The organism is Micromonospora sp. CPCC 205554, from assembly GCF_036902745.1.
Lineage (GTDB): Bacteria > Actinomycetota > Actinomycetes > Mycobacteriales > Micromonosporaceae > Micromonospora > Micromonospora tulbaghiae.
Genome location: NZ_JBAKHP010000038.1, coordinates 1 through 20,458, shown reverse-complemented (window position 1 = coordinate 20,458; position 20,458 = coordinate 1). Strand labels below are relative to the sequence as shown.

The window sequence follows — 20,458 nt, the reverse complement described above, 5'->3', positions numbered from 1 at the left end:
GGGGCGGGGGTGGGGCGGGTCATGTGGTTACCGTCCTGGCTCGGTGGACCAGGAAGGCCAGGAGGGGGGCGCCGAGCAGGGCCGTGATGATGCCGGCGGGGATCTCGCCGGGTGGGGCGACCAGGCGGCCGGCCACGTCGGCCGTGAGCAGCAGCGCCGGGCCGAGCAGGGCGGCGACCAGGAGCGTCCACCGCTGGTCCGCGCCGACGAGCGCCCGGGCCAGGTGCGGCACCGCCAGCCCGACGAAGGCGATCGGCCCGGCGGCGGCCACCGCCGCGCCGGTGAGCAGCACGCCACCGGCCCCGGCGGCGATCCGGACCAGCGCGACCCGGTGCCCGAGCCCTCGGGCCACGTCGTCGCCGAGGGCGAGCGCGTCCAGGCCGCGAGCGGCGAGCGCGGCCAGCAGCACCCCGGCCGCCACGAACGGCAGCACCTGCCCGGCCACGCCGACGTCGCGGCCGGTCAGCCCGCCGACCACCCAGAAGCGGTACTCCTCGAAGGTGCGGGCGTCGATGCTGAGCAGCGCGTACACGATGGCGCCGAGACCGGCGTCGAGGGCCGCGCCGACGAGCGCGAGGGTGACCGGGCTCGCGCCGTCGCGGGCGCGGTTGGCGACGGCGAACACGAGCAGCCCGGCGAGCAGCGCGCCGGCGATGCCGAACCAGACGTACCCGGCGAGCGTGCCCACCCCGAACACGGCGATGGCCAGCACCACGCCGAACGACGCCCCGGCGCTGACGCCGAGGATGCGCGGCTCGGCCAGCGGGTTGCGGGTGACCGCCTGGAACAGCACCCCGGCCAGCGCCAGCGCCAGGCCGACGACGAGCCCGAGGGCGGTACGCGGCAGCCGCATGTCCCGGACCACGGTCGTCGCGTCGCCGCCGTCCGGGGACACCAACGCGTGCCACACCTGGTCGACGGGGAGGTGCCGGCTGCCGAGCGCGAGGCTGGCCAGCAACGCCAGCAGGAGCAGGAGCGCCGCCGCCACGGTGACCGCGACGCGGCGGACGGTGCCGCGTCGGACGGGAGCCCCGGCCCGCGCGGGCCGGACGGCGACGGTGGTCACGAGGGGTCTTCGCCTTCCGATTAGGTGCGCCTTACCTTAGCTGACCTGGTAAGGCGTACCTAAGCGGGTTGCGCCTCCACCAGGGGGAGGCACGATGGTGGATGGCATGGACGGTGCGGAGCGCTACTCGATCGGTGACCTGGCCCGGCGGACCGGGCTGCCGGTGAAGACCATCCGGTTCTGGTCCGACCGCGGCATCGTGCCGCCCACGGACCGGGGACCGGCCGGCCACCGCCGCTACGACGCGGCCGCAGTGGCCCGGCTCGACCTGGTACGGACGTTGCGCGAGCTGGGCGTGGACCTGCCCACCGTGCGCCGGGTGGTGACCCGGGAGGTCACCCTGCCCGAGGTCGCCTCGGCGCACGCGGACGCGCTGACCGCGCAGATCCGGCTGCTGCGGTCGCGCCGCGCGGTGCTCACGGTGATCGCCCGGCGCGGGGCCACCGCGTCCGAGGCCGACCTGCTGCACCGGCTGGCCGGCCTGGCCGCGCGGGAGCGACGGCGGCTGGTCGACGAGTTCCTCGACGCGGCGTTCGGCGGCCTGACCGATCCGGGGTTCGCGGGCATCCGCCGGTCACTCACGCCGGAGCTGCCTGATGATCCGGACGACGCCCAGACAGAGGCGTGGGTGGAGCTGGCCGAGCTGGCTCTGGATCCGGGATTCCGGGCCGGGCTGCGCCGGCTGGCCGAGCAGCACGCGGCCGACCGGGGCGGCGCCGAGGGCGTACGCCGGGACGTGGTCGCCGTGGTCCGCGAGGAGGTCGCCCCGGCGCTGGCCGCCGGTGTCGAGCCGGCCTCGCCCGCGGCCGACCCGGTCCTGGACCGCGCGGCGGGCCGGTACGCGCGGCTCTGCGGCCGGCCGGACGACGCCGGCCTGCGCCGGCGGATGCTGGACCGGTTGCGGGCCGCACGCGACCCTCGCCGGGAGCGGTACCTGGAGCTGCTCGCCGTGGTCAACGGCTGGCCACCGGCCGAGAGCCTGGCCCCGGTGCTGGACTGGTCGATCCGGGCACTGCACGCCCGGCAGCACCTAGCCTGAGGACATGCGATTCGACAGGCACACCGTGGTGCTCCTGGTCCGCCCGGACGACGCGCCGGACCTGCCGCAGGATGCCCTCGACCGGATCCAGGACGCCCACCTGGCGCACCAGGCCGGGCTGGTGGAGCAGGGCGCGGTGCTCGCGGCCGGGCCGTTCCTGGACGGCGACGACGGGCGCGTCCGCGGCTTCGTGGTGCTGTCGGTCGACCCGCAGATGGCCCGTGAGCTGTACGCGAACGACCCGGCGGTCCGCGCGGGCCGGCTCGTCGCGCAGGTGAGCAGCTGGATGGTGCCGGAGGGTCAGGTCCGCTTCGAGCAGGTGCCGGTCCCCCGCTCGATGCTGGAGGCCGCGGCCGGCGACTGAGTGTCGCGGCACGCCGCGATCCGTCAGTCCTCCGGGGCCTGCCGGCTGCCCGGCACCACCGGCGTCGGCCACACCCCGGCGCGGGCGGCCACCGGCACCTCGACCTGCTGGTCGGACCAGACGTACGTCTCGGGCAGCAGGTCGGCGATCGGGATCGCGCGCAGCCCGTCGGGCGGGCCGACGATCACCTTGATCGACGGGAAGTAGTCGAGCAGCACCTGGCGGCAGCGCCCGCACGGCGGCAGGACGCCCCGGCCCCGGTCCCCCACCGCGACGATGGCCTCCAGCTCACCGGCGCCCTGGGTCGCGGCGGCACCGAGAGCCACCACCTCGGCGCACGGACCGCCGGTGAAGTGGTAGACGTTCACCCCGCTGAACACCCGCCCGTCGGTGCTGCGTACGGCGGCGGCGACGGTGTGGTTGTCGCTGCGGCAGCGCAGCTTCGCCACGGCGGTGGCGGCCTGCACGAGCGCCCGGTCGGTGTCCCGCATGATCATCCCCGCCCCTCGTCGGCCTCGTCCGTCGGCCTCGTCGGCGGCAACTTTATCCGGCGGGGACGGCCCGGCCAGGGAGGGCACGCCCGGCGCCGGTAACCCGGGGGCGGTCCGCCGCGCGGCTGCCTATCCTTGGCGACGACATGCAGAATCCAGCCGTACCCGCCGCCCCTGAGACCGCCCGCGACCTGCACCGCCGCCTCGGCCCCCTGATGTTCCGCGACCAGCGGCGGCTCCAGCGGCGGCTCGACGGCGTGCGCAAGCTGCGCGACCCGCAGCGGCGGGAGGCGGCGCTGGCCGAGATCGGGGCCGAGGTGACCCGGGCCGAGGCGCGGCTGGCGGCGCGCCGCGCGGCCGTGCCGGCGATCACCTATCCGCCGCAGTTGCCGGTCAGCGAGCGCAAGGACGACATCGCCGCAGCGATCCGCGACCACCAGGTGGTGATCGTGGCCGGCGAGACCGGCTCCGGCAAGACCACCCAGCTCCCCAAGATCTGCCTGGAGCTGGGGCGCGGCATCACCGGCCTGATCGGGCACACCCAGCCCCGCCGGCTGGCGGCCCGCACCGTCGCCGACCGGATCGCCGACGAACTCGGCACGGAGCTGGGCGACGTGGTCGGCTACAAGGTGCGCTTCACCGACCAGGTGGGCGACAACAGCCTGGTCAAGCTGATGACCGACGGCATCCTGCTGGCCGAGTTGCAGACCGACCGGATGCTGCGGCAGTACGACACGCTGATCATCGACGAGGCGCACGAACGCAGCCTCAACATCGACTTCATCCTGGGGTACCTCAGGCAGCTCCTGCCCCGCCGGCCCGACCTCAAGGTCGTCATCACGTCGGCGACGATCGAGACCGACCGGTTCGCGAAGCACTTCGCCGACGCCGACGGCAACCCGGCGCCAGTGGTCGAGGTCTCCGGGCGCACCTACCCGGTGGAGGTCCGCTACCGGCCGCTGGTCGAGGTCACCGAGGCCGAGGAGGAGGACGAGGCCGACGAGGAGAACGTCCGGGACCAGATCCAGGCCATCGGCGACGCGGTCGAGGAACTGGCCGCCGAGGGGCCGGGCGACATCCTGGTGTTCCTCAGCGGGGAACGGGAGATCCGGGACACCGCCGACGCGCTGGGCAAGCTGGTGCAGAAGAAACGGTCGCTGCTCGGCACCGAGATCCTGCCGCTGTACGCCCGGCTCTCCACCGCCGAGCAGCACCGGGTCTTCGCCGCGCACAGCAACCGCCGGGTGGTGCTGGCCACGAACGTCGCGGAGACCTCGCTGACGGTGCCCGGCATCAAGTACGTGGTGGACCCGGGCACCGCCCGGATCTCCCGCTACTCCAGCCGGCTCAAGGTGCAGCGGCTGCCGATCGAGCCGGTCTCGCAGGCCAGCGCCAACCAGCGCAAGGGCCGCTGCGGGCGTACCTCCGACGGCATCTGCATCCGCCTCTACGACGAGCAGGACTTCACCTCCCGCCCCGAGTTCACCGACCCGGAGATCCTGCGGACCAACCTGGCCTCGGTCATCCTCCAGATGACATCGATCGGGCTCGGCGACGTGGCGGCGTTCCCGTTCATCGACCCGCCGGACCGGCGCAACGTCACCGACGGCGTCAACCTGCTGCACGAGCTGGGCGCGCTCGACCCGGCCGAGACCGACCCGGCGAAGCGGCTCACCGCCCTGGGGCGGCGGCTTGCCCAGCTCCCGGTCGACCCCCGGCTGGCCCGGATGGTGCTCGAGGGCGAGCGCAACGGCTGCGCCACCGAGGTGGTGGTGATCGCCGCCGCGCTGTCCATCCAGGATCCGCGCGAACGCCCGGCCGACAAGCAGGCCCAGGCCGACCAGGCGCACGCCCGGTTCGCCGACAAGGAGTCCGACTTCGTCGCGTACCTGAACCTGTGGCGCTACCTGCGGGAGAAGCAGCGGGAACTGTCATCCAGCGCGTTCCGCCGGATGTGCAAGGCCGAATACCTCAACTACCTCCGGGTACGCGAGTGGCAGGACATCGTCAGCCAGTTGCGCCAGGTCCTGCGTACCTCGGACAAGGGTGAGGGCCGGCGCGGCGCCGGCGCGGACCTGCCCGAGGAGATCGACACCCCGAAGGTGCACCAGTCGCTGCTGCCCGGCCTGCTGTCGCACCTCGGCCTCAAGGACGCGCAGAAGCACGAATACCTGGGCGCGCGGGGGGCGAAGTTCGCGATCTTCCCCGGGTCGGCGCTGTTCAAGAAGCCGCCGCGCTGGGTGATGGCCGCCGAGCTGGTGGAGACGTCCCGGCTGTGGGGGCGGGTGGCCGGGCGGGTCGAGCCGGAGTGGGTCGAGCCGCTGGCCCAGCACCTGGTCAAGCGCAGCTACAGCGAGCCGCACTGGGAGAAGAAGCAGGCCGCGGTGATGGCCTACGAGAAGGTCACGCTGTACGGCATCCCGCTCGTCACCTCCCGCAAGGTGAACTTCGGGCGGATCGACGCAGGTCTGAGCCGGGAGCTGTTCATCCGGCACGCCCTGGTGGAGGGCGACTGGCAGACCCACCACCAGTTCTGGCGGGACAACCAGAAGCTGCTGACCGAGATCGAGGAACTGGAGAACCGGGCGCGGCGCCGCGACATCCTGGTCGACGACGAGACCATCTTCGCCTTCTACGACCAGCGGATCCCCGCCGACGTGGTCTCCGGCCGGCATTTCGACTCGTGGTGGAAGAAGACCCGCCGGGAGCGGCCCGACCTGCTCACGTTCACCCGCGAGCTGCTCGTCAACGACGGCCGGGGCGGGGTGGACGAGGAGGACTTCCCGGACGAGTGGCGGGCCGACGGCGTGACGCTGCCGCTGACGTACACGTTCGACCCGGCGGCGCCCACCGACGGCGTGACAGTGGACATCCCGCTGCCGCTGCTCAACCAGGTGCCGGCGGAGAGCTTCGACTGGCAGGTGCCGGGGCTGCGCGAGGAGCTGGTGATCGCGCTGATCCGGTCGTTGCCCAAGCCGGTACGGCGCAACTTCGTGCCGGTGCCCGACTACGCCCGCGCCGCGCTGGCCGCGATCACGCCGGGCGAGGAGCCGCTACTGGCCGCGCTGACCCGGCAGTTGCGCCGGATGACCGGCGTGACCGTACCGGCGGACGCGTGGGATCTGGGCCGGCTGCCGCCGCACCTGCGGGTCACGTTCCGGGTGCTCGGCGACGACGACAAGCCGGTCGCCGAGGGCAAGGACCTGCCGGCCCTGCAACGCGAGCTGCGCCAGGAGGTACGCCAGGTCGTGGCCGCCGCCGCGCCGGACGTGGCCCGTACCGGGCTGACCGAGTGGTCGATCGGCGCCCTGCCGCGCACCATCGAGCAGGTACGCGCCGGCTTCGCGGTGACCGCGTACCCGGCGCTCGTGGACGAGGGCGCGACGGTCGGGGTGAAGGTGTTCGACTCCGCCGCCGAGCAGGAGGCCGCGCACTGGGCGGGCACCCGGCGGCTGCTGCGGCTGACGCTGCCGTCCCCGGCGAAGTTCCTTCAGGGGCGGCTGAGCAACGAGGCGAAACTGGCGTTGTCCCGCAACCCGCACGGCAGCGTGCCGGAGCTGATCGAGGACGCGGCCGGGGCGGCGATCGACAAGCTGATCGGTGACGCGGGCGGCCCGGCCTGGGACGCCGAGGGCTTCGCCGCGCTGCGCGACAGAGTGCGCGCCGACCTGGTGGACACCGTCGTCGAGGTGATGGAGCGGGTACGCCGGGTGCTCGCTTCCGCGTACGCGGTGGAGCAGCGGCTCGGCGCCACCCGGAACCTCGCGGTGGTGGCCGCGCTGGCCGACATCCGCAACCAGCTCACCGGCCTGGTGCACAAGGGCTTCGTCACCGAGACGGGGTACGCGCGGCTGCCCGACGTGCTGCGCTACCTGACCGCGATCGAGCGGCGGTTGGACCGGTTGCCGGGCAACCCGCAGCGGGACAAGTCCCAGCAGGACCGGGTCGCCGTGGTGCAGAAGGAGTACCAGGACATGCTGGCCGCGCTGCCCCCGCCGAGGCGCGCGACCCCGGCGGCCCGCCAGATCCGGTGGATGATCGAGGAGCTACGGGTGAACGTCTTCGCCCAGGCCCTCGGAACCCCGTACCCGGTGTCGGAGCAGCGCATCTACCGAGCCATGGACGACGCCGAGGGCCGCTGACCCCCCTCCCGCGCGATCTTGCACTTGGCGCCCTCACGCAGGGGCTCTCGCCCCTTTCGCCGGGGCCGAATGTGCAAGATCGACGGGGCGGTGAGGCGGCCGGGCAGGGCTACAACGGCTCCACGCCCGGGGGGAGGGCGGCGGTGGCGGTGGCGTCGTGGACGTACTCGAGGAGGATGCGGCGCAGCTCGCGCCCGGCGTGGGTGGGCACCACGTCGCGGCGGCGGGCCACCGCGATGGTCCGGCGGACGCCGGGCGGGACGAGCCGGGCGACCCGGATGCCGGGGCGGCGGGCCACCACGATGCCCGGCACCAGCGCGACGCCGAGCCCGGCCTCGACGAAGCTGAGCACCGCGTCCATCTCCCCGCCGTCGACGGACAGGGTCGGCTCGAACCCGGCCGCCCGGCACGCCTGGAGCGTGGCGTCGCGCAGGTCGTAGCCCTCGCGGAACATGACGAGCGGCTGGTCGCGCAGGTCGGTGATGCGCAGCTCCCCGGTGGCCGAGGCGCCGGGCAGCGGGTCGACCGAGGCGACCACGAGGCTCTCGCGCAGGATCGGGTCGGCGCGCAGCCCGGGGTCGGTGCCGGCCGACGGCATGATGATCAGGGCGAGGTCGAGGTCGCCGCGGAGCAGGTCCCGGACGAGGTCCTGCGAGCCGCCCTCCTCCACACGCAGGTCGACAGTGGGGTGCGCGTCGCGGAACCGGCGCAGCACCGGCGGGGCGAGCGAGGTGGCGAGGCTGGGCGTGGCACCGAGCCGGACCCGGCCGCGGCGCAGGCCCACCAGCTCCTGCACCTCGCGGGTGGCCGTCTCCACGTCGGCGAGGATCCGCTTGGCCAGCGGCAGCAGCACCTCGCCGGCCGCGGTGAGTGTGATGTTGCCCCTTACCCGTTCGAACAGCGGGGCCCCCAGGTCGGTCTCCAGGGCGTGAATTTGCTTACTCAACGAGGGCTGGGTTATGCCGACAAGATCGGCTGCCTGGGTGAAATGTCGTACTTCGGCGACCGCCACGAAGTACCGAAGCTGATGGAGCTGCATCTACATAGCTTACGGCTATCAACACTGCGATTTCGATGCATTGGACGCCTGATCGAAGTGCTCCTAGCGTCGACCGCGTGGTAATCACGAAAACTCGGTCGCCCATCCGCTCGAACGTCGGCCTCAAGGCCGTCATGGCGGTGACGGGCATCATCCTCGTGCTGTTCCTGATCGCGCACATGCTCGGCAACCTGAAGATCTTCACGGGCGAGACGTCGTTCGACCACTACGCGCACTGGCTGCGCGACATCGGCACGCCGCTGCTGCCGACGACGTGGTTCCTGTGGGTCCAGCGCGCGGTGCTCACCGTCGCCGTCGTGGGGCACATCGCCGCGGCCACCATGCTCGCGATGCGGTCCCGGGCCGCCCGCCCGGTGAAGTACGCGCACCGCCGCAAGATCCACGTGAACTACGCGGCCCGCACGATGCGCTGGGGTGGTGTGATCATCCTGCTCTTCGTGATCTACCACATCCTGGACCTGACCACGGGTCACCTGAACCCGCAGGGCGACCCGTCGAACCCGTACGGCAACGTCGTCGCCGACTTCGCGCCGGAGCGCTGGTACGTCACGCTCTTCTACACCCTCGCGCTGGTGACGCTCGGCTTCCACCTGCGCCACGGCGCCTTCAGCGCGTTCCGCAGCCTCGGCCAGCAGACGCCCAAGGGTGAGCGCCGGGCCCGGATCGCCGCGCTCGTCTTCGCCGTCGCTCTCGTCGGCGGCTACCTGCTGGTCCCGTTCGCCGTGATCACCGGATTGGTGGCCTGACATGGATCTCTACACCGAGGGCGACCCGATCGCCGACACCCGGGCCCCGGACGGCCCGATCGAGACGCGGTGGGAGCGCCACCGCTTCGAGATGAAGCTGGTCAACCCGGCCAACCGCCGGAAGATGACGGTGATCGTGGTCGGCACCGGCCTGGCCGGCGGCTCCGCCGCCGCCACGCTGGCCGAGCAGGGCTACCGGGTGAAGTCCTACTGCTACCAGGACAGCCCGCGCCGGGCCCACTCGATCGCCGCGCAGGGCGGCATCAACGCCGCCAAGAACTACCGCAACGACGGCGACTCGGTGCACCGCCTGTTCTACGACACGGTCAAAGGCGGCGACTTCCGCTCCCGCGAGTCGAACGTGCACCGGCTGGCCGAGGTGTCGGTCAACATCATCGACCAGTGCGTGGCCCAGGGCGTGCCGTTCGCCCGCGAGTACGGCGGCCTGCTGGACACCCGTTCCTTCGGCGGCGCCCAGGTGCAGCGCACCTTCTACGCCCGGGGTCAGACGGGCCAGCAGCTGCTGCTCGGCGCGTACCAGGCGCTGGAGCGGCAGATCGGCCTGGGCAACGTGGAGATGAACGCCCGCCACGAGATGCTCGAACTGGTCCTCGTCGACGGCCGCGCGCGCGGCATCGTGGTCCGCGACATGGTCACCGGCGAGATCAGCACCGAGATGGCCGACGCGGTCGTGCTCGCCTCCGGCGGCTACGGCAACGTCTTCTACCTCTCCACGAACGCCAAGGGCTGCAACGTCACCGCCTCCTGGCGGGCACACCGCAAGGGCGCGTACTTCGCCAACCCCTGCTACACGCAGATCCACCCGACCTGCATCCCGGTCTCCGGCGACCACCAGTCGAAGCTGACCCTGATGAGCGAGTCGCTGCGCAACGACGGCCGGGTGTGGGTGCCCAAGGCCAAGGGCGACCAGCGCAGCCCGCGGGAGATCCCCGAGGACGAGCGGGACTACTACCTGGAGCGGATCTACCCGTCCTTCGGCAACCTGGTCCCCCGCGACATCGCCTCCCGCGCCGCGAAGAACGTCTGCGACGAGGGGCGCGGTGTCGGCCCGACCGGCCTCGGCGTCTACCTGGACTTCGCCGACGCGATCAACCGGCTCGGTCGCAAGGCCATCGAGGCCAAGTACGGCAACCTCTTCGAGATGTACGAGCGGATCACCGGCGAGGACCCGTACGAGGTGCCGATGCGGATCTACCCCGCCGTGCACTACACGATGGGCGGCCTCTGGGTCGACTACGACCTGCAGTCGAGCATCCCCGGCCTGTTCGTGATCGGTGAGGCCAACTTCTCCGACCACGGCGCGAACCGGCTCGGCGCCTCGGCGCTGATGCAGGGCCTGGCCGACGGCTACTTCGTGCTGCCGAACACGCTCGCCAACTACCTGGCCTCCGGCCCGCTGGACAAGGTCGACGCCAGTCACCCCGAGGCGGTCGCGGCGCGTACCGAGGTCGAGGACCGGATCAAGCGGCTGCTGGCGATCAACGGCGACCGCACGGTGGACTCGTTCCACCGCGAGCTGGGCCAGATCATGTGGGAGCACTGCGGCATGGAGCGCTCCGAGGCCGGGCTACGCAAGGCGATCGACGAGATCCGCGCGCTGCGCGAGCAGTTCTGGCAGCGGGTGCGTGTCCCGGGCGACGGCGAGGGCCTCAACCAGTCGCTGGAGAAGGCCGGCCGGGTGGCCGACTTCTTCGAGCTGGCCGAGCTGATGTGCATCGACGCCCTGCACCGCGAGGAGTCCTGCGGCGGCCACTTCCGGGCCGAGCACCAGACGCCCGACGGCGAGGCGCAGCGCGACGACGACCGGTTCGCCTACGTGGCGGCCTGGGAGTACACCGGCACCGGTGAGCCCGTGCTGCACAAGGAAGACCTGACCTTCGAATACGTCCACCCCACGCAGCGGAGCTACAAGTGAACCTGACCCTGCGCATCTGGCGCCAGACCGGCCCCGAGGACAAGGGTCGGATGGTGACCTACCCGGTGCAGGACGTGTCCCCGGACATGTCCTTCCTGGAGATGCTCGACGTGCTCAACGAGCGGCTCATCCTCGACGGCGAGGAGCCGGTCGCGTTCGACCACGACTGCCGCGAGGGCATCTGCGGCATGTGCAGCCTCATGATCAACGGTGAGGCGCACGGCCCGCAGCGCGGCACCACCGCCTGCCAGCTGCACATGCGGCAGTTCTCCGACGGCGACACGATCGACATCGAGCCCTGGCGGGCCCGCGCCTTCCCGGTCGTCAAGGACCTGGTGGTCAACCGCAACGCGTTCGACCAGATCATCGCGGCCGGCGGCTACGTCACCGCGCCGACCGGCAGCGCCCCCGAGGCGCACTCGGTGCCGGTGCCGAAGGCCGACGCGGACGCCGCGTTCGAGTCGGCGGCCTGCATCGGCTGCGGCGCCTGCGTGGCGGCCTGCCCGAACGGCTCCGGCATGCTGTTCACCGCCGCGAAGATCACCCAGCTCTCGCTGCTGCCGCAGGGCCAGCCGGAGCGCTACACCCGGGTGATCGGCATGGTGGACGCGCACGACGAGGCCGGCTTCGGCGGCTGCACCAACATCGGCGAGTGCGCGGCGGCCTGCCCGAAGGGCATCCCGCTGAACACCATCGGCCGGCTCAACCGGGACTACCTCAAGGCGACGGCCAAGCGCGCCGGCTCCTGACCCGACACCGCCCGACCCACGCGACCGCCGCGTCCCGCATCCGCTGGGCGCGGCGGTCGCGCTCGACCAGGGGTTACCAGGCCGCCGCCGCCGGCGCGGCGCCGATTCAACCCGCCTCTCGCGGGTAGCAGTCCGATGGACGGCACCGGAGAGGGGACACACAGGCATGAAGGCACTGACCTGGCACGGCAAGCGGGACGTTCGGGTCGAGGACGTCCCGGACCCCCGGATCGAGGAACCGACCGACGCGATCGTCCGGATCACCTCGACCGCCATCTGCGGTTCCGACCTGCACCTGTACGAGGTGCTCGGGCCGTACCTGAAGCCCGGCGACATCCTCGGGCACGAGCCGATGGGCGTCGTCGAGGAGGTCGGGCCCGGCGTGACCCGGCTCAAGAAGGGTGACCGGGTGGTCATCCCGTTCAACATCTCCTGCGGCTCGTGCTGGATGTGCGAGCGGCAGCTCTACGCGCAGTGCGAGACCACGCAGGTGACCAGCCAGGGCAAGGGCGCGTCCCTGTTCGGCTACACCTCGCTGTACGGCTCGATCCCCGGCGGCCAGGCCGAGTACCTGCGCGTCCCGCAGGCCCAGTTCGGTCCGATCAAGATCCCGGACAGCGGCCCGGACGAGCGCTGGCTCTACCTGTCCGACATCCTGCCCACCGCCTGGCAGGCGGTGAAGTACGCGGACACCCCGCCCGGCGGCACGCTCGCCGTGTTCGGGCTCGGCCCGGTCGGGCAGTTCAGCGCCCGGATCGGCCGTCACCTGGGCGCCGGCCGCGTGATCGGGCTGGACCTGGTGCCCGAGCGGCTGGAGATGGCCCGCCGCCACGGCATCGAGGTGCTCGACGTCAGCCAGCTCGACGACGTACCCGGCACGCTCATCGACCTGGTCGACGGGCGCGGACCGGACGCGGTGATCGACGCGGTCGGCATGGAGGCGCACGGCGCGCCGCTGGGCAAGATGGCCCAGACCGCCGCCGGGCTGCTGCCGGACAAGCTGGCCCAGGCGATGACCGACAAGGCCGGCGTGGACCGGCTCGTGGTGCTGCACGCCGCGCTCAAGGCCGTGCGGCGCGGCGGCACCGTGTCGATCTCCGGCGTGTACGGCGGCGAGCAGGACCCGATGCCGCTGATGGAGATGTTCGACAGGGGCATCCAGCTGCGCATGGGTCAGTGCCACGTACGCCGCTGGGTCGACGAGATCATTCCGCTGCTGGAGCGCGACGACGACCCGCTGGGCGTGGAGGACCTGCGTACCCACCGGCTGCCGCTGACCGACGCGCCGCGTGCGTACGAGATGTTCCAGAAGAAGGAGGACGGCTGCGTCAAGGTCGTGCTCGCGCCGTGACCCGCACGGTGGTCGTCACCGGCGCGACCAGCGGGATCGGCCGGGCGACCGCCCGGGAGCTGGCGGGCCGCGGGGACCGGCTGGTCCTCGCGGCCCGCTCCCCCGCGACCCTCACCGAGGTACGCGACGAGTGCCGGGCGGCGGGCGCGCAGGCGATCACCGTACCGATGGACGTGACCGACCCCGGCGCGGTGGCCGCGCTGGCCGACGCGGCGCGGGCCGAGTTCGGCGGCGTCGACGCCTGGGTGCACACCGCCGCCGTGATGGCCTACGGCCGCTTCGACGAGACGCCGGCCGAGGTGTTCGAGCAGGTCGTCCGCACCGACCTGCTGGCCGCCGCCGCGGTGGCCCGGGAGGCGCTGCGCCGGTTCCGGGACGCCGGCGGCGGCACGCTCGTGCTCACCGGCTCGGTGCTCGGGCACATCACCGCGCCCTACATGAGCGGCTACGTGGCCGCCAAGTGGGGCCTGCAGGGACTGGCCCGCACGCTCCAGCAGGAGGCGCGGGAGACGCCCGGCATCGCGATCTGCCTGGTCAACCCGGGCAGCGTCGACACGCCCGTCTACCGGCAGGCGGCCAACTACCTGGGCCGGATCGGCCGGCCACCGCCCCCGATCGCCTCGCCCGAACGGGTGGCGCGGGCCATCGCGCACTGCCTCGACCGGCCCCGCCGGGAGGTCTCGGTGGGACGGCTCAACGTGGTCATGCGCTTCGGTTTCACCGTCCTGCCCGGCGTGTACGACGTGCTGGTCGGGCCGCTGATGCGCCTGGCCGGGCTGACCCGGCAGCCGGTCGCCGCGCACCAGGGCATCGTGTTCACGCCCAACCCGGCCGGCGAGGCGGTGCGGGGCGGATGGGTGCCCGACGTGTCCCAGGTGGTCCGTGCCGTCGGCGGGCGCGCGGCGACAGTGGCGTCCGCGGTACGCCGCCGGCTGCCCTGACCGTCCCGCGGGTGGCTGTCGCGCGGGCGGACCGGGACGGGGGTGGTTACCGTGTACGACGGGACACGGCGGAGGGACGAACATGCGGGAATCGACGGGGCGGGAACCGGACCGGACGCGCGGCGGGCGGGTGTGGAAGCTCGCCGGGCTGGCCGCCGTCGCCGGGCTGGCCTGGGCGGCGCGGGACGTGCCGGCCCAGCTCGGCGGCCGGCTCACCGGCGCCCGGGCGGAACGGGCGGCCCGGTCACCGCGCTTCCGCGACGGCACGTTCCACAACCCGGCCGGCGCCAGCGCCACGATGGTCGCCGACCCGGGCCGCAACCTCGTCCGGGAGCTGATCTTCGGCAAGCAGAAGCGGCGGCCGGGCAGCCCGGTGCCGCTGCTGCGCCCGGCCCCCGCGCCGGTCGGCGACCCGGCCCGCGAGCTGAACATCATCTGGTACGGCCACGCCTCCACGCTCGTCGAGATCGAGGGGCGCCGGGTGCTGCTCGACCCGGTGTGGAGCGACAGGTGCTCCCCGTCCGGGCTGGTCGGCCCGCGACGCATCCACGAGCCGCCGGTCCGACTGACCGAGCTGCCCCCGCTGGACGCGGTGCTGATCTCGCACGACCACTACGACCACCTGGACATGGAGACCGTCCGCCGGTTGGCCGACCTCCAGTCCGCGCCGTTCGTGGTGCCGCTCGGCGTCGGCGCCCACCTGGCCCGCTGGGGCGTACCCGAGCACCGCATCGTCGAACTGGACTGGTCGGAGAGCCACCGGGCCGGCGGGCTGACGCTCACCGCGACCGCCGCGCAGCACTTCTCCGGGCGCGGGCTGCGCCGCGACGGCACGCTCTGGAGTTCCTGGACCATCACCGGGGCGCACCGGAAGGTCTTCTACACCGGCGACTCCGGCTACTTCGACGGGTACGCCGCGATCGGCGCCGAGCACGGCCCGTTCGACGTGACGCTGATGCAGATCGGCGCGTACGACCGGGCGTGGCCGCACATCCACATGTTCCCGGAGGAGGCGGTCGCCGCCCATCTGGACGTCCGCGGCGGACTGCTGGTGCCGGTGCACTGGGGCACGTTCAACCTGGCGCTGCACGACTGGTCCGAGCCGGTGGACCGGCTCTGGGCCGAGACGAAGGCGCGCGACGTCCGGCTCGCAGTGCCGCGTCCCGGCGAGCGGGTAGTGGTGGACGAGCCGCCGGCGGTGGACGGGTGGTGGCAGTCGGTCGCCTGAGCCACGCCGAAAAAACCGGACAAGGCATCCTTCTACGCATATTTGCGTACTCTGTTCGCTGACGAGTCAGCGGCCGGAGGACAGCATGCAGGTTCGCCTCTCCCCAGGCGTGGAAGACCCCCGCACACCCACACCGCAGGCGGGCGCCGCCGCAACCGTCAAACGGGGTGTCGACGTCGTCGTCTCGGCGACGGCCCTGCTGGTGGCGGCGCCGATCCTGGCCGTGGTCGCGGTCGCGGTGGTGCTCGGCATGGGCCGCCCGATTCTCTTCCGCCAGCGGCGGATCGGCCGGTACGGCCGGGAGTTCACCATCCTGAAGTTCCGGTCCATGGCCGGCGGCGGCGACGGCTTCTCCCCCGGCGACGACCAGGCGCGGCTGACGCCCCTGGGGCGGTGGCTGCGGGCCACCAGCCTGGACGAGCTGCCCAGCCTATGGAACATCCTGCGCGGCGACATGAGCCTGGTCGGCCCGCGCCCGTTCCCCACCAGCTACCGCGACCTCTACACGCCGGAGCAGTTCCGCCGGCACGACGTCCGGCCCGGCCTCACCGGGCTCGCGCAGGTCAACGGCCGCAACGAACTGGGCTGGGCGGAGCGTTTCGCCTACGACCTGCGCTACGTGGAGCACTGGAACCTGCGGCTGGACGCCCGCATCCTGGCCCGGACCGCGGTCGCGGTGCTGCGGCGACAGGGCATCAGCGCGCCCGGCGCCGCCACCGCGCACGAGTTCCGTGGCACCGCCGCGGAAGAGGCGGTGCCGGCGACTGCGGGGAGCGGGTCCCGGTGACCCTCGATCTCGTCGTCGTCGGGTGCGGCGGCCACGGCCGGGAGATCGCCCAGATCGTGGCGGCGGTCAACGAGTCCGCCGCGCGGCCGCCGTGGCGGCTGGCCGGCTTCGTCGACGACAACCCGTCCGAGCGGAACCGCAAACGCGCCGAGTCGTGCGGCGCGTCGTACCTGGGGACCGTGGCGGCGCTCGGGCAACTACCGCCGCAGACCCACGTCGTCCTCGGCCTGGGCGACCCACGTGTCCGGCAGAAGGTGGGCGCGCGGGTCGACGCGTACGGCAGGCCGGCGGCGAGCCTCGTCCACCCGGACGCCACCGTCGGCCCGGACCTGGTGTCGGCCGAGGGCCTCGTGGTGTTCGCCGGTGGCCGGATCACCACCAACGTCACCGCCGGGCGGCACCTGCACGTCAACCAGAACGCCACGCTCGCGCACGACTGCGTGGTCGGCGACTACGTCTCCCTGCACCCGCTCGCGGCCGTGTCGGGCGACTGCCGCCTCGACACCGCCGCGCTGATCGGAGCGGGCGCGGTGGTGCTCCCCGGCCTGCGGGTCGGCGCCGGTGCGACGGTCGGCGCCGGCGCGTGCGTGGTACGCGACGTGCCGCCGGAGCTCGTGGTCAAGGGAGTGCCGGCCCGCTGAGTGGTCCTCAGAGCACGAAGGCGTCGGTCCAGAGCGCGCCGGAGCGGCCCGACAGCGCGTCCAGCATCGCCACCGCCTGGCCGTCGGTGAGCTGCGCGACGAAGTCGATGATGGCCCGGCCCCGGGCCCGGCCGATCCGGTCCGGGGTACGCGGGTGCAGCTCCGCCTCGGCCAGCTCCACCAGGTCGTGCAGTCGGCGCGGCAGCCGGGACTCCTCGTCCGGGTCCAGCAGCCACTCCCAGAGCGCCTCCACCAGCGTGCCCAGCAGCCGGGCCTGACCGCGCTGGTGCAGGGCCAGGTCCGGGCGGGCCAGCACGAACCGGTGGTGCACGAACTTGAGCACCTGCACCTCGTGCCACTGCGCCTTCGCCAGCAGCACGTACCCGGAGCGGACCCCCGGGTCCGGCGTCACGGTGATGGCGTCCACGAAGCGGGTGGACCAGCGGGCGGAGAACCGGGCCACGTACTGCTCCGCCTCGATCGAGCCGTCGAACGGCAGCGCCAGCAGCCCCTCCACCAGCTCCTCGCGGACGTGCTCGACAGCGGCGGCGAACGCCTCGTCGTCGGCGATCCAGCCGTCCTTGCGGTGCAGCTGCCGGCGCAGCCGCTCGATCGCCGCGCCGGGCCGTCGGCCCGCCCCCTCCAGCGCCGACGCGGTGATCGAGCGCAGGTGCCCGCACTCGCGCTGCCAGGCCATCAGCTCGGCCGCCACCGCTCCCTGCTGGAGCACCCCGACGCGGTAGAAGTCCTCCACGTCGTGGATCGCGTACGCGATGTCGTCGGCGGTGTCCATCACCGACGCCTCGGGGGTCTGCTGCCAGTCCGGGATCCGCCCGGCGAACGGCTCCCGCGCCTGCCGCAGGTCGTCCAGCTCGGTGCGGTAGGCGCCGAACTTCACCGACCCGCTCTCCGGATCCTCCGGCGGCGCCGCCGCGCCCCGGGGCGCCGGGTCCAGGTGGCGCGGGTGCGGGTCGGGGTGGTCCAGCCGGGTCCACGGGTACTTCAGCATGGCCGCCCGGACCGCCGCGGTCAGGTCCAGCCCGGTGGTCGCCGCGCCGCGGATCTCGGTGCTGGTGACGATCCGGTACGACTGGGCGTTGCCCTCGAAGCCGTCGGCCAGCCCGAGCCGCTGCCGGGCCAGCCGGTCGAGCACCCGCTCCCCCAGGTGCCCGAACGGCGGGTGCCCGAGGTCGTGCGCGAGCGCGGCGGCCTCCACCACCTCCGGATCACAGCCGCCGAGTTTCTCCAGCAGGTCCCGGTGCCCCGGGTCGGCGTTCAGCCGCTCCGCTATCGCCCGGGCCACCTGGGCCACCTTCAGGCTGTGGGTGAGCCGGTTGTGCACGAGCAGCCCGGAGCCGCCCGGGCTGATCACCTGGGTCACGCCGCCCAGCCGGGCGAAGAACGGCGAGCCGACGATCCGGTCGCGGTCGGCCCGGAACGGGCCGGCGGCCAGGTCGCCGAGCGCCCGGGCGCTGCCGCCGAACAGCCGCCGGGCCCGCGGGTCCGCAGGTGCCTCCATGATCGCCACGCTAGCGCAGCCGGCGGCGGGCCGGGCACAGGCGGTCGGAGGCGAACGGCACAATGCAGGGCGGAAACCACCCGAGAAGGCGGATGACAATCGTGACCCAGTCTGTGCACCAGCGGATCGCCGAGGAACTCGGCGTCGCCGAACGTCAGGTGCGGGCAGCAGTCGAGCTGCTCGACGGCGGCGCCACAGTGCCGTTCATCGCCCGCTACCGCAAGGAGGCCACCGGCCTGCTCGACGACGCGCAGCTGCGCACGCTGGAGGAGCGCCTGCGCTACCTGCGCGAGCTGGACGAGCGGCGTGCGGCGGTGCTGGAGTCGATCCGGAGCCAGGGCAAGCTGGACGAGGCGCTGGAGGCGCAGATCCTCGCCGCCGACTCGAAGTCCCGCCTGGAGGACATCTACCTGCCCTTCAAGCCGAAGCGGCGCACCCGCGCGCAGATCGCCCGCGAGGCCGGGCTGGAGCCGCTCGCGGACACGCTGCTGGCCGACCCGGCGCAGGATCCGAAGACGGTCGCCGCCGGGTTCGCCGACCCGGACAAGGGTGTCGCGGACGCCGCGGCCGCTCTGGACGGCGCGCGGGCCATCCTGATCGAGCGCTTCGCCGAGGACGCCGACCTGATCGGCACGCTGCGCGAGCAGATGTGGTCGCGGGGCCGGCTGGTCTCCCGGGTACGCGACGGCCAGGAGACCGCCGGGGCGAAGTTCGCCGACTACTTCGACTTCGCCGAGCCGTACCCGAAGCTGCCCTCGCACCGCATTCTCGCCATGTTCCGGGGCGAGAAGGAGGGCGTGCTGGAGCTGACCATGGACCCGGAGGCCGAGGGCGACGCCGACGCGAACCCCGGCCCCAGCCGGTACGAGGCCGCCGTGGCGGGACGCTTCGGCGTCAGCGACCAGGGACGGCCCGCCGACAAGTGGCTGGCCGACACGGTGCGCTGGGCCTGGCGTACCCGGATCCTCATCCACCTCGGCGCGGACCTGCGGATGCGGCTGTGGCAGGCGGCCGAGGAGGAGGCCGTGCGGGTCTTCGCCACCAACCTGCGTGACCTGCTGCTGGCCGCGCCGGCCGGGACGCGGGCGACAATGGGCCTCGACCCGGGCCTGCGCACCGGCGTGAAGGTGGCCGTCGTCGACGCCACCGGCAAGGTGGTGGCCACCGACACGATCTACCCGCACGAGCCGCGCCGGCAGTGGGACGCCTCGCTGCACACGCTCGCCACGCTCGCCGCCGCGCACGGCGTCGAGCTGATCGCGATCGGCAACGGCACCGCCAGCCGGGAGACCGACAAGCTCGCCGGTGACCTGATCAAGCAGCACCCGGAGCTGAAGCTGACCAAGGTGGTGGTCTCCGAGGCCGGCGCGTCGGTCTACTCCGCCTCCGCGTACGCCTCGCAGGAGCTGCCCGGTCTGGACGTCTCGCTGCGCGGCGCGGTGTCGATCGCCCGCCGCCTCCAGGATCCCCTCGCGGAGCTGGTGAAGATCGACCCGCGGTCGATCGGCGTCGGGCAGTACCAGCACGACCTGTCCGAGGTGAAGCTGTCCCGCTCGCTCGACGCAGTGGTCGAGGACTGCGTCAACGCGGTCGGCGTCGACGTCAACACCGCCTCCGCGCCGCTGCTCACCCGGGTGTCCGGTATCGGCGCCGGGCTGGCCGAGAACATCGTGCTGCACCGCGACGCCAACGGGCCGTTCCGCACCCGGGCCGAGCTGAAGAAGGTGCCGCGGCTCGGGCCGAAGGCGTTCGAGCAGTGCGCCGGCTTCCTGCGCATCCCCGGCGGCGACGACCCGCTCGACTCCTCCAGCGTGCACCCCGAGGCGTACCCGGTGGTACGCCGCATCCTCGCCTCCACCGGGCAGGACCTGCGGGCGCTGATCGGGAAGTCGACGATCCTGCGCGGCCTGCGGGCCACCGACTTCGTCGACGACACGTTCGGCCTGCCCACCGTCACCGACATCCTGGCCGAGCTGGAGAAGCCGGGCCGCGACCCGCGCCCGGAGTTCCGCACCGCGACGTTCGTCGAGGGCGTGGAGAAGATCAGCGACCTGACGCCGGGCATGGTGCTGGAGGGCGTGGTCACGAACGTGGCCGCGTTCGGCGCGTTCGTCGACGTGGGCGTGCACCAGGACGGTCTGGTGCACGTCTCCGCGATGTCGCACACCTTCGTGAAGGACCCGCGCGATGTGGTGAAGTCCGGCGACGTGGTCAAGGTGCGGGTGCTCGACGTGGACGTCCCGCGCAAGCGGATCTCGCTGACGCTGCGGCTGGACGACGAGGCGCCGGCCGGCGGCGGTCGCCCCGCGGGCGGCGACGGCCGACGGGACCGGGGCGGCGCCAGCCCTCGGCCGGGCGGCCAGGGGCGGGGCGGCCAGCGCGGCGGCTCGGGCGGCGG

The 20,458-nt window shown here is 73.1% G+C and carries 16 protein-coding genes; 12 read left to right on the top strand and 4 right to left on the bottom strand.

The window, feature by feature from the left end:
* Positions 1-19: 19 nt before the first annotated feature.
* Positions 20-1,066, bottom strand: coding sequence for a FecCD family ABC transporter permease (locus V6U82_RS28785; protein ID WP_334466771.1), 1,047 nt, complete (start codon positions 1,064-1,066; stop codon positions 20-22).
* A gap of 106 nt (positions 1,067-1,172) precedes the next feature.
* Here V6U82_RS28785 and V6U82_RS28780 point away from each other — a divergent pair, with 106 nt between their 5' ends.
* Together V6U82_RS28780 and V6U82_RS28775 are read left to right on the top strand one after the other, a co-directional pair.
* On the top strand, positions 1,173-2,105 hold the full coding sequence (locus tag V6U82_RS28780; protein ID WP_334466768.1) for a MerR family transcriptional regulator: 933 nt from the start codon (positions 1,173-1,175) through the stop codon (positions 2,103-2,105).
* A 4-nt stretch (positions 2,106-2,109) separates the two neighbouring features.
* Positions 2,110-2,469, top strand: a complete 360-nt coding sequence (locus tag V6U82_RS28775) for a YciI family protein (protein ID WP_013285335.1) — start codon at positions 2,110-2,112, stop codon at positions 2,467-2,469.
* Between the two features lie 23 nt (positions 2,470-2,492).
* Here V6U82_RS28775 and V6U82_RS28770 read toward each other — a convergent pair whose 3' ends face one another.
* Positions 2,493-2,966: a cytidine deaminase family protein gene (locus tag V6U82_RS28770; RefSeq protein WP_128137506.1), complete on the bottom strand. Its 474-nt coding sequence runs from the start codon at positions 2,964-2,966 to the stop codon at positions 2,493-2,495.
* Positions 2,967-3,106: 140 nt separating this feature from the next.
* Between V6U82_RS28770 and hrpA the strand changes: the two genes are divergently transcribed.
* Positions 3,107-7,102: an ATP-dependent RNA helicase HrpA gene (gene hrpA, locus V6U82_RS28765; protein WP_334466762.1), complete on the top strand. Its 3,996-nt coding sequence runs from the start codon at positions 3,107-3,109 to the stop codon at positions 7,100-7,102.
* Between the two features lie 109 nt (positions 7,103-7,211).
* Here hrpA and V6U82_RS28760 read toward each other — a convergent pair whose 3' ends face one another.
* Positions 7,212-8,141: a LysR family transcriptional regulator gene (locus V6U82_RS28760; RefSeq protein WP_334466759.1), complete on the bottom strand. Its 930-nt coding sequence runs from the start codon at positions 8,139-8,141 to the stop codon at positions 7,212-7,214.
* 83 nt (positions 8,142-8,224) lie between these two features.
* Between V6U82_RS28760 and V6U82_RS28755 the strand changes: the two genes are divergently transcribed.
* The 8 genes from V6U82_RS28755 to V6U82_RS28720 all read left to right on the top strand — a co-directional run bounded on the left by V6U82_RS28755 (position 8,225) and on the right by V6U82_RS28720 (position 16,541).
* On the top strand, positions 8,225-8,908 hold the full coding sequence (locus V6U82_RS28755; RefSeq protein ID WP_334466840.1) for a succinate dehydrogenase cytochrome b subunit: 684 nt from the start codon (positions 8,225-8,227) through the stop codon (positions 8,906-8,908).
* Between the two features lies 1 nt (position 8,909).
* The gene (locus tag V6U82_RS28750; protein WP_128137507.1) at positions 8,910-10,844 is read left to right on the top strand and encodes a fumarate reductase/succinate dehydrogenase flavoprotein subunit; all 1,935 of its coding nucleotides are present in this window, start codon (positions 8,910-8,912) and stop codon (positions 10,842-10,844) included.
* Positions 10,841-11,593 (top strand): succinate dehydrogenase/fumarate reductase iron-sulfur subunit, encoded by a 753-nt coding sequence (locus V6U82_RS28745; RefSeq protein WP_091329054.1) that lies wholly within the window; start codon positions 10,841-10,843, stop codon positions 11,591-11,593. Before V6U82_RS28750 ends, V6U82_RS28745 begins: the two co-directional genes overlap by 4 nt.
* A gap of 166 nt (positions 11,594-11,759) precedes the next feature.
* Complete coding sequence (locus V6U82_RS28740; RefSeq protein ID WP_334466752.1) at positions 11,760-12,944, top strand: zinc-dependent alcohol dehydrogenase; 1,185 nt, start codon at positions 11,760-11,762, stop codon at positions 12,942-12,944.
* A complete protein-coding gene (locus V6U82_RS28735; RefSeq protein WP_334466750.1) occupies positions 12,941-13,885 on the top strand; it encodes an SDR family NAD(P)-dependent oxidoreductase in 945 nt (314 codons plus the stop codon). The genes V6U82_RS28740 and V6U82_RS28735 overlap by 4 nt, the downstream gene beginning before the upstream one ends.
* Positions 13,886-13,967: 82 nt before the next feature.
* Complete coding sequence (locus tag V6U82_RS28730; RefSeq protein WP_334466748.1) at positions 13,968-15,113, top strand: MBL fold metallo-hydrolase; 1,146 nt, start codon at positions 13,968-13,970, stop codon at positions 15,111-15,113.
* Between the two features lie 109 nt (positions 15,114-15,222).
* Positions 15,223-15,900, top strand: coding sequence for a sugar transferase (locus tag V6U82_RS28725; RefSeq protein ID WP_334466746.1), 678 nt, complete (start codon positions 15,223-15,225; stop codon positions 15,898-15,900).
* On the top strand, positions 15,897-16,541 hold the full coding sequence (locus tag V6U82_RS28720) for a NeuD/PglB/VioB family sugar acetyltransferase (RefSeq protein WP_334466743.1): 645 nt from the start codon (positions 15,897-15,899) through the stop codon (positions 16,539-16,541). Before V6U82_RS28725 ends, V6U82_RS28720 begins: the two co-directional genes overlap by 4 nt.
* Before the next feature lie 7 nt (positions 16,542-16,548).
* Here V6U82_RS28720 and V6U82_RS28715 read toward each other — a convergent pair whose 3' ends face one another.
* Complete coding sequence (locus tag V6U82_RS28715) at positions 16,549-18,060, bottom strand: deoxyguanosinetriphosphate triphosphohydrolase family protein (protein WP_334466740.1); 1,512 nt, start codon at positions 18,058-18,060, stop codon at positions 16,549-16,551.
* A gap of 62 nt (positions 18,061-18,122) precedes the next feature.
* On the opposite strand from V6U82_RS28715, the gene V6U82_RS28710 reads away from it, so the two are divergent.
* Positions 18,123-20,458 (top strand): Tex family protein (locus tag V6U82_RS28710; protein ID WP_334466737.1); only part of this gene is annotated, 2,336 nt, incomplete at its 3' end.

Coding starts and splice junctions, on each gene's coding strand:
- V6U82_RS28780 (WP_334466768.1), top strand. CDS start 1,173: ATGGACGGTGCGGAGCGCTACTCGATCGGTGACCTGGCCCGGCGGACC.
- V6U82_RS28775 (WP_013285335.1), top strand. CDS start 2,110: ATGCGATTCGACAGGCACACCGTGGTGCTCCTGGTCCGCCCGGACGAC.
- V6U82_RS28770 (WP_128137506.1), bottom strand. CDS start 2,966: ATGATCATGCGGGACACCGACCGGGCGCTCGTGCAGGCCGCCACCGCC.
- hrpA (WP_334466762.1), top strand. CDS start 3,107: ATGCAGAATCCAGCCGTACCCGCCGCCCCTGAGACCGCCCGCGACCTG.
- V6U82_RS28760 (WP_334466759.1), bottom strand. CDS start 8,141: ATGCAGCTCCATCAGCTTCGGTACTTCGTGGCGGTCGCCGAAGTACGA.
- V6U82_RS28750 (WP_128137507.1), top strand. CDS start 8,910: ATGGATCTCTACACCGAGGGCGACCCGATCGCCGACACCCGGGCCCCG.
- V6U82_RS28740 (WP_334466752.1), top strand. CDS start 11,760: ATGAAGGCACTGACCTGGCACGGCAAGCGGGACGTTCGGGTCGAGGAC.
- V6U82_RS28730 (WP_334466748.1), top strand. CDS start 13,968: ATGCGGGAATCGACGGGGCGGGAACCGGACCGGACGCGCGGCGGGCGG.
- V6U82_RS28715 (WP_334466740.1), bottom strand. CDS start 18,060: ATGGAGGCACCTGCGGACCCGCGGGCCCGGCGGCTGTTCGGCGGCAGC.